The sequence below is a fragment of the Flammeovirga sp. OC4 genome (assembly GCF_000812565.1).
Lineage (GTDB): Bacteria > Bacteroidota > Bacteroidia > Cytophagales > Flammeovirgaceae > Flammeovirga.
The window spans coordinates 67,196-74,797 of record NZ_JTAM01000055.1; the positions used below are offsets into that span (position 1 = coordinate 67,196).

5 protein-coding genes are annotated in these 7,602 nt (G+C 33.5%); 3 read left to right on the plus strand and 2 right to left on the minus strand.

Annotation, left to right across the window (positions count from 1 at the left end):
* Positions 1 to 267 precede the first annotated feature (267 nt).
* On the minus strand, positions 268 to 1,374 hold the full coding sequence (locus PL77_RS22310) for an AraC family transcriptional regulator (RefSeq protein WP_082026684.1): 1,107 nt from the start codon (positions 1,372 to 1,374) through the stop codon (positions 268 to 270).
* Between the two features lie 54 nt (positions 1,375 to 1,428).
* Here PL77_RS22310 and PL77_RS22315 point away from each other — a divergent pair, with 54 nt between their 5' ends.
* Together PL77_RS22315 and PL77_RS22320 are read left to right on the plus strand one after the other, a co-directional pair.
* A complete protein-coding gene (locus PL77_RS22315; RefSeq protein WP_044210471.1) occupies positions 1,429 to 2,538 on the plus strand; it encodes a linear amide C-N hydrolase in 1,110 nt (369 codons plus the stop codon).
* Positions 2,539 to 2,963: 425 nt separating this feature from the next.
* Complete coding sequence (locus PL77_RS22320; RefSeq protein WP_044210453.1) at positions 2,964 to 3,494, plus strand: hypothetical protein; 531 nt, start codon at positions 2,964 to 2,966, stop codon at positions 3,492 to 3,494.
* 21 nt (positions 3,495 to 3,515) lie between these two features.
* On the opposite strand, the gene PL77_RS22325 is transcribed toward PL77_RS22320, so the two are convergent.
* Positions 3,516 to 4,730 (minus strand): adenylate/guanylate cyclase domain-containing protein, encoded by a 1,215-nt coding sequence (locus PL77_RS22325; protein ID WP_044210455.1) that lies wholly within the window; start codon positions 4,728 to 4,730, stop codon positions 3,516 to 3,518.
* Positions 4,731 to 4,960: 230 nt separating this feature from the next.
* On the opposite strand from PL77_RS22325, the gene PL77_RS22330 reads away from it, so the two are divergent.
* On the plus strand, positions 4,961 to 7,111 hold the full coding sequence (locus tag PL77_RS22330; RefSeq protein ID WP_044210457.1) for a prolyl oligopeptidase family protein: 2,151 nt from the start codon (positions 4,961 to 4,963) through the stop codon (positions 7,109 to 7,111).
* Positions 7,112 to 7,602 lie beyond the last annotated feature (491 nt).

The window sequence follows — 7,602 nt, forward strand, 5'->3', positions numbered from 1 at the left end:
ATAGTTCGTTTATTCAGGACCCTTACAAATTTTATTCTACGATTTTTCACGAACCACGTAGGGGCAGACCCATGTGTCTGCCCGCCGAACCACATCCAAAACCATAATTTTTAATTACCATGAATCTAATCAATGAACCACAACACGAACCATAATCAAATTCCAAAACAAACGATCCACATTTAACACTCCAAAAGCTATCATTTGAATAATCATTTACTTTATGTTTCTGAGTGTGGTACAGCGGGCAGACACATAGGTCTGCCCCTACGGGATAACGTTTTTAGGACTAACTCCTTTTATCTTTTTAAACATGGTTGAAAAATTAGGAATACTGGTATATCCTAAATCATAGCCTACTTCCTTCACAGAGTATTTGCCTGATTTTAATCTTCGGTAGGCTTCATCCATTTTGGCATGTGTATAATATTGATAGATGGAAGTATCATATAGTGTTTTAAAATCTCTTTTCAGTTTTGATATACTTATGCCAAATTCAGATGCTATGTCTTCAACGACTAATTGATCTTCCAATTTTGATAAAATAAAGCTTTTGATGGCTAACAATCGCTTATAGTCGTCTTGATGTAATCCATGAAGCGTATCGTTTTTAATCAGTGTTTTGATGGATAGCATAATTTGAGTGAACAGTTCTAAACCTTTAACCATCAACATAGGGATACGTTCAAACTGAGTGTTTTCATAATGTAGAATATCATCAATAAGTGCTTCCATCTGAATGGGTAAACTTGTATGGTAAGCGATAGATTCATTATTAATTAAAGCATTTATCAGTTCATCTGAAGAATGGGGGAATAATTGGGTGAGTACGTTTTTTGATAATTTCAATGAAATAGAATTATAGTTTGAACTAACAGGAAAGTGAGTCACTGTTGGAAATAATCCATTATAGATAAATACACTATTGATACTTCCCGCTTCCAACAATTGTAATTGCTCATTGTAATTTTGATTCACATTGCCTCTGTATACAATATAGATGTGAACCGTCTCTGAATCGTTATCGGGTTCACGCTCCATGATCAAAGGTTTTCCAAATTTTGCTTGAGAAATTATTAATTCTAATTCTTGCATAATTTGAAGAGATGACATTTTTAGTTTCGTTCCATTACCATTAAATGAATAAGTAAAATCGGTATGTTCTCCTCCCAGTACATTATGCAAACTTTTAAAGTAGTTTTTAGAATTTCCTTCTTTCAATTTGAAGGTTTTGATCTGTTCTTTCTCTTTCATCAATACAAAAGTAATGTAACAGCTTAATGCGACAAAGTAAAATCCTTTTTTGATGATCAGGAGAGAAAGTTGAGCTGAATTGATAATTGCTTGAACGTTGACGATACGTTGAAGCATCATCTAGTTTCTACCTTTACTATATCATTCAAAGATCAACACAAATTAAAAATTGATATGAAGAATATTTTAAAAACTATCGTATTATCTATTGCTGTATTAATTTATGTTTCTCCACTTTCACAAGCCTGTACGGGCATTAAGTTAAAAACAGAAGATGGAAGTTACGTTTATGGTAGAACATTAGAGTGGGGTGCGTTTGATCTCAACTCAAAAATGGTAGTAGTTCCTCAAGGACATCAATTCAAGGGACTTACTCCAGAAGGAAGAAATGGAAAAGATTATCAATCAAAATATGGTTTTATAGCAGTTACAGCTTTTGGTGATGATGTACTGGCTGATGGTATGAATGAAGCTGGCTTAGCCGGAGGTGGTTTCTATCATCCTGGTTATGCAAATTATCCTGCCTATGATAAGTCAAAAGCTGACAATACAATTGCTGCACAAGATATATTGACTTACATGCTTGCTAATTTTAAAGATGTTGCAGAAGTCAAAAAAGGATTATTAGAGGTTAATGTTACTGGTGTTATTCTAGAATCTGTAGGATTGGAGCTTCCAGGGCATTGGATGATGTCTGATGCCACTGGAGCTACAGTTGTAATTGAATTTACAAACGGTGAATTGACAATGTATGATTCAAATGTTGGAGTAATTACAAATGCACCTAATTATGATTGGCATTTGACCAATCTAAGCAATTACTTAAACCTTACGCCACATCCTCAAAACCCAATTGAAATTAATGATATCACGATCAAACCTCATGGTGCAGGATCAGGTTTCTTAGGTTTGCCAGGAGACAATACACCTGCTTCACGTTTTGTAAAAGCTACTGCTTATACTCATACTTCACGTAAAACATCAGATGCCAAAGAAGCCGTTTATGAATTATTCAGAATTCTAGACAATTTTAACCTTCCATTGGGCCCTGATGGTGGTGAAGGTGCAAGTGCGGATCACTTTGACAATTCATTACGATCAACGACACTTTGGACCTCAGCAGCAAATATCAATGATTTGCAATACAGCTATCATACGCAGCACAACAGAAGAGTAAGAATGATCGATTTGAAAGAAATTGATTTTTCAAATATTGGAGAGGAGATCATTTACCTGGAATTGGACGAGAAGAAAGAGCAAGATATACAAGAAATTAAGTTGTAATTCGTTACATAAACTCATCATGAACCACGTAGGGGTAGCCCCATGTGTCTGCCCACTGAACCACAACACGAACCATAATGAAAATTCTTGGAGTGTTGTGGTTTTGTTTTATTTATTCAGATGCTCACAAAACCCTATTTGTCATCTATAAAAAACAATGTAGGTAATTATTTTATAGGTACCGAATACTGATTTCTTTGTGTTTCTGATTGTGGTACAGTGGGCAGACACATAGGTTTGCCCCTACGTAAAATCCTTTTTTATACAACATCTGTACTCTTTTTTGCAAGCCTTCCCAATACCCTTCAACTACTTTTGTATCATAAAATAATCACAAATACATATTTATTATGATACGATATTTATTTTTCATTACTCTCTTGTTTCCTTTAGTCTCATGTGTACTTTATCAAGAAAGTCATGAAATGGATTTTAAATCTTTAAAAACAGAATTGAAATTGACTTCACAGCAGAATAAAGCTTTTCAAGTGGTAGAAAAAGAATATATTTTGAAAAGAAAAAAGTTAATCCAAAACAGTAATCTAAATAAGGATGCTGAAAATAATATTCTGCTGAGGAAATTAAAAAACTCTTATAAAGACCAAGAAAGAGAGTTGTATTATTTGATGGATGAACACCAACAGCACATTACACATCAGTTTATCAAAAAGCATATGCCCGGTCAATTTCATTATGCTGATGACGTAAGAACAGATTTAGTTGAATTACTTTCACTTGATTCTTATCAAAAAAGACAATACAAAGCCATCAATATCACATTTGATAAAATTTACCTTAAAATGAATAGATCTGATTTTGATTATAAACAGCATGTCACATCTCATTGGTATCAATTGGAAGTCGCTCGTAAAAATGCGATTCAAAAAGTGTTTACTAAAGAACAGTTCCAGTACTACCAAGAAGTGATCCAACGTGTCAATTATGAGCACTCTTAAAATAGTGATTATGAAAATTCATTATACTAGCTTATAAACCCTAGTGGGTTCTCCAAAACCTTTTAATTTTACCTCTCCAAGATCTTCACCTGTTATTTCGTCATGATTCATTTTTTGATAGATACTTTCAGAAACCAAAAACTGACTATTAAAATCTTTATTCAAAGATTCAATTCTTGCCGAAATAATTACGTTTCTACCCGTAAGAGAATAAGATTGTCGTTCTTCGTTACCAATATTTCCAGCTACTATATTTCCTGCATGTAAGCCAATACCAATTCGTATTGGTGGAATTTTTTCAGCTTTTATCATGTTGTCGACACATTCTAAAATTCCAAATCCAGACTTTACTGCGTTTTTCTCATGTTCCTTGTACCGAATTGGAGCACCAAAAACAGCCATCAATCCGTCGCCAAGTAACTGTAATACAACTCCATGATTTTCACTTATTATTTTTATCAATTCGCCAAATACAATATTTTGAAACTTTGCTATTTCTGAAGGAGGTCTAGAATCTGCAAAAACTGTAAAATCACGAATATCCAAAAACATGATGGAGGCATGAAAATTAGTTGTTTGAATGCCCTCCTCATTTTCAATGATATGTTTCGCAATTTTATGTGAAATTTGTTGTCCAAACAATGATTTGATCTTATTCAATAGGTTCTCAATTACTCTTTGTTCTTCCAATAGATTACGTTCCAATTTTTTTGTAGTATTTGAATAATAATTAATCAATACGGAGGTGATGAGTATAGTAGAAATCGCATTGGTTATATAAGAAAAGTGATACATACTTTTAGATAAAGTATAGACACCGTCTTCAAAAATATAGGAAATAGTAATATAAACAGTACAAATAATTAGTAGAAGGCTGTATTGTACTATACGATGCCAATTAGGATTAAAGAAGCAGAGCCCCGATAAGTAAATTAACCAAAAATGAGCTCCAAAATCCCACCCAAGATAATAGGTTGATGCTACTTGGTGTAAAAGCAGTTCTAAACAAGCAATGGAAAAAGCAAAATTCTCATGTTTTGTTGAATTCAAATATAATGAAAGTGCAAAAGCAGGAACACTGAAAAAAACATTGAGGTAGACCAATTCTGTTATTTCTAAATACCAAAAAAGAAAGGTAGCATTAATGTGTCCAAAAAAACCTAACAAATAAGCACCTTGAGTTATTTGGTGAAACTTTATGACCTCAGATTTGGATTGAAACTTTTCTTTGCTCATTAAATAAAACGAAATAGTTAAAGTAGAAGAGGATTAAGTGATCTTTATTTAAATATACTAATCATTTTTGATTATCACTTGAAGAAGTAAACGGATTGTATTCAAGAAGAGATTTCATTAATGAAATGATAGAAATTGATCGAAATCATAATTTTTTGTGATTATATTTTTTGACAACCTGTAATTGAATGATAAATTTATAGTTGATTACCAATTTTAATTATTTAAACATGAACAATAAATTCGCATCGGCTCTCTTGCTGTCGAGTGTTGTTGCTGTTACTGCGTGTCAACAGCAAATGGAATATAACTATCCACAAACAAAAAAAGAAATTGTAAATGATGAGTATTTTGGAACAAATGTAGAGGATCCTTATCGTTGGTTAGAGGATGATAAATCGGAAGAAACTGCTCAATGGGTTACCGCAGAAAATAAAGCAACACAGGCTTTTTTATCAAAAATTCCTTTTAAAAAAGGAATCCAGGACCGATTAACTGAACTATGGAACTATGAGAAAATTACTGCACCTAGAAAGCATGGTGATTGGTTATATTTCTACAAAAATAACGGCCTTCAAAATCAATATGTACTTTATAGAAAAAAGCCCAATTCTGAAGTAGAAGAGGTATTTCTTGATCCAAATACATTCTCTGAAGACGGCACAACGTCTTTATCTACTATTAAATTTACTAATGATGGTAAATTAGCTGCTTATGCAACTTCAACGGGTGGTTCAGATTGGAGAGACATATATGTGATCGATACTGAGACAAAAAAAATCGTTGAAGAACCAGTTAGAAATGCCAAGTTTACGAACATTGCATGGAAAAAAAGTGAAGGGTTCTATTACAGTAAATACGATAAACCTAAAGATGGTTCTCAATTATCAGGCATGACACAACATCATAAATTGATGTATCATCAATTGGGTACAGCTCAAGATAAAGATAAATTGGTCTTTGGCGGAGAAAAAACACCAAGAAGATATGTTGGTGCTTATGTAACAGATGACGAGAAATATTTGGTGATTTCTGCAGCGGTTAATACTTCCGGAAATGAGCTTTATATTCAAGACTTATCGAAAAAGAATGCTCCAATTGTAACATTAGTGGATAATACCGACAATGACCATAGCATTATTTATTCTAATAAGAGTAACTTCTGGATTAAAACCAATTATAATGCACCTAACGGCAGAGTAGTTGTTGCACCAATTTCAACACCTAAGAGGGAGAATTGGGAAGATTTAATTCCTGAAACTGAAAATGTATTATCAGTAAGTACTTGTGGAAAGAAAATCTTTGCAAAATATATGAAAGATGCCATCTCTCAAGTATATCAATATGATTTAAAGGGAAACAAGGAAAGAGAAATCAAGTTGCCAGGTGTTGGTACAGCATCAGGTTTTTATGGTGAAGATGATGACAAAACATTATTTTACTCTTTTACATCGTACACAATGCCTTCAACTACTTTTGAATACACAATTGAAAGTGGTGAATCAAAGGAATATATCCGACCTAATGTAAAGTTCAATCCAAATGAGTATACTTCTGAGCAAGTTTTTTATACTTCAAAGGATGGTACCAAAGTACCTATGATCATTACCTATAAAAAAGGGTTAAAGAAAAATGGACAAAACCCAACAATACTTTACGGTTATGGCGGATTTAATGTAAGTCTTCAACCTCGTTTTTCTATTGCCAATGTTGTTTGGTTAGAAAATGGTGGTGTTTATGCCGTTCCAAACCTTAGAGGAGGTGGAGAATATGGCGAAAAATGGCACGTTGCAGGTACTAAAATGAATAAGCAAAATGTATTTGATGACTTTATTGCTGCAGCAGAATATTTAAAGAAAGAAGGTTATACTTCTACAGAGAAATTAGCTCTACGTGGAGGATCTAATGGTGGACTTTTAGTGGGTGCAACAATGACACAGCGTCCGGATTTAGCTGCAGTGGCTTTCCCTGCCGTAGGTGTATTGGATATGTTACGCTATAATAAGTTTACTGCTGGTGCAGGATGGGCATATGATTATGGTACTGCTGAAGATTCAAAAGAAATGTTTGAATACTTGAAGGGTTACTCTCCTTACCATAATGTAAAACAAGGTGTTGCTTATCCTTCTACGTTAATCACTACTGCAGATCATGATGACCGTGTAGTTCCTGCTCACTCATTTAAATTTGCTGCAGAACTTCAAGCAAAGGATGCAGGTAAAAACCCGGTATTGATTAGAATCGCGACCAATGCAGGTCATGGTGCTGGTAAGCCAACAAGCATGATCATTGAGGAGTATGCTGATATCTTTGGTTTTGCTTGGTATAACATGGATGTAACACCAGCCTTAGATCATAAAATCAATAAGAAGGCAATGTAATAACATTAAGTATTGGTCTATCTAGCTACTAAAATATAAGCCCGAAAAGTGTTCGCATTTTTCGGGCTTTCTCTTTGTCTAATTTTGACCTTTTTAGGCAACACAAAGACCATTTTGGAAAAGTATATTTTTCAATATTAGTTGATATTTGGGAATGATTTTAATGTTAACATTTAGCCTTGACAGCTTAGTGTTTTGATTTAAACTAAAACAATTAAATGATGAGAATGAGGGCCTTAGTTTTCTAAGGTCTTCATTATTTTAAGCAATGTGATCAATTTTCAGTTCTTTTATTTTAAAATTCTAAGGGGGTATTATGTCCATTTGGGCTATTTGTTGAGCTTTTAGGGAGTTCAAAATCACTATAGAATGTAGAGCTTTGCATAAGATATTGGAGTTGATTATAGGCCTTAACAGCTTAGAATTTGATCCAAGCTAAATCAATTAAATTATGAGGGTGAGGAGGCTGTCTCATAATTAAAAAATTGAGA

What these genes read in the sequence shown, in the direction of transcription:
- PL77_RS22310 (WP_082026684.1), bottom strand. Translation starts at nt 1,374, where the DNA reads ATGATGCTTCAACGTATCGTCAACGTTCAAGCAATTATCAATTCAGCT.
- PL77_RS22330 (WP_044210457.1), top strand. Translation starts at nt 4,961, where the DNA reads ATGAACAATAAATTCGCATCGGCTCTCTTGCTGTCGAGTGTTGTTGCT.
- PL77_RS22325 (WP_044210455.1), bottom strand. Translation starts at nt 4,730, where the DNA reads ATGAGCAAAGAAAAGTTTCAATCCAAATCTGAGGTCATAAAGTTTCAC.
- PL77_RS22315 (WP_044210471.1), top strand. Translation starts at nt 1,429, where the DNA reads ATGAAGAATATTTTAAAAACTATCGTATTATCTATTGCTGTATTAATT.
- PL77_RS22320 (WP_044210453.1), top strand. Translation starts at nt 2,964, where the DNA reads ATGGATTTTAAATCTTTAAAAACAGAATTGAAATTGACTTCACAGCAG.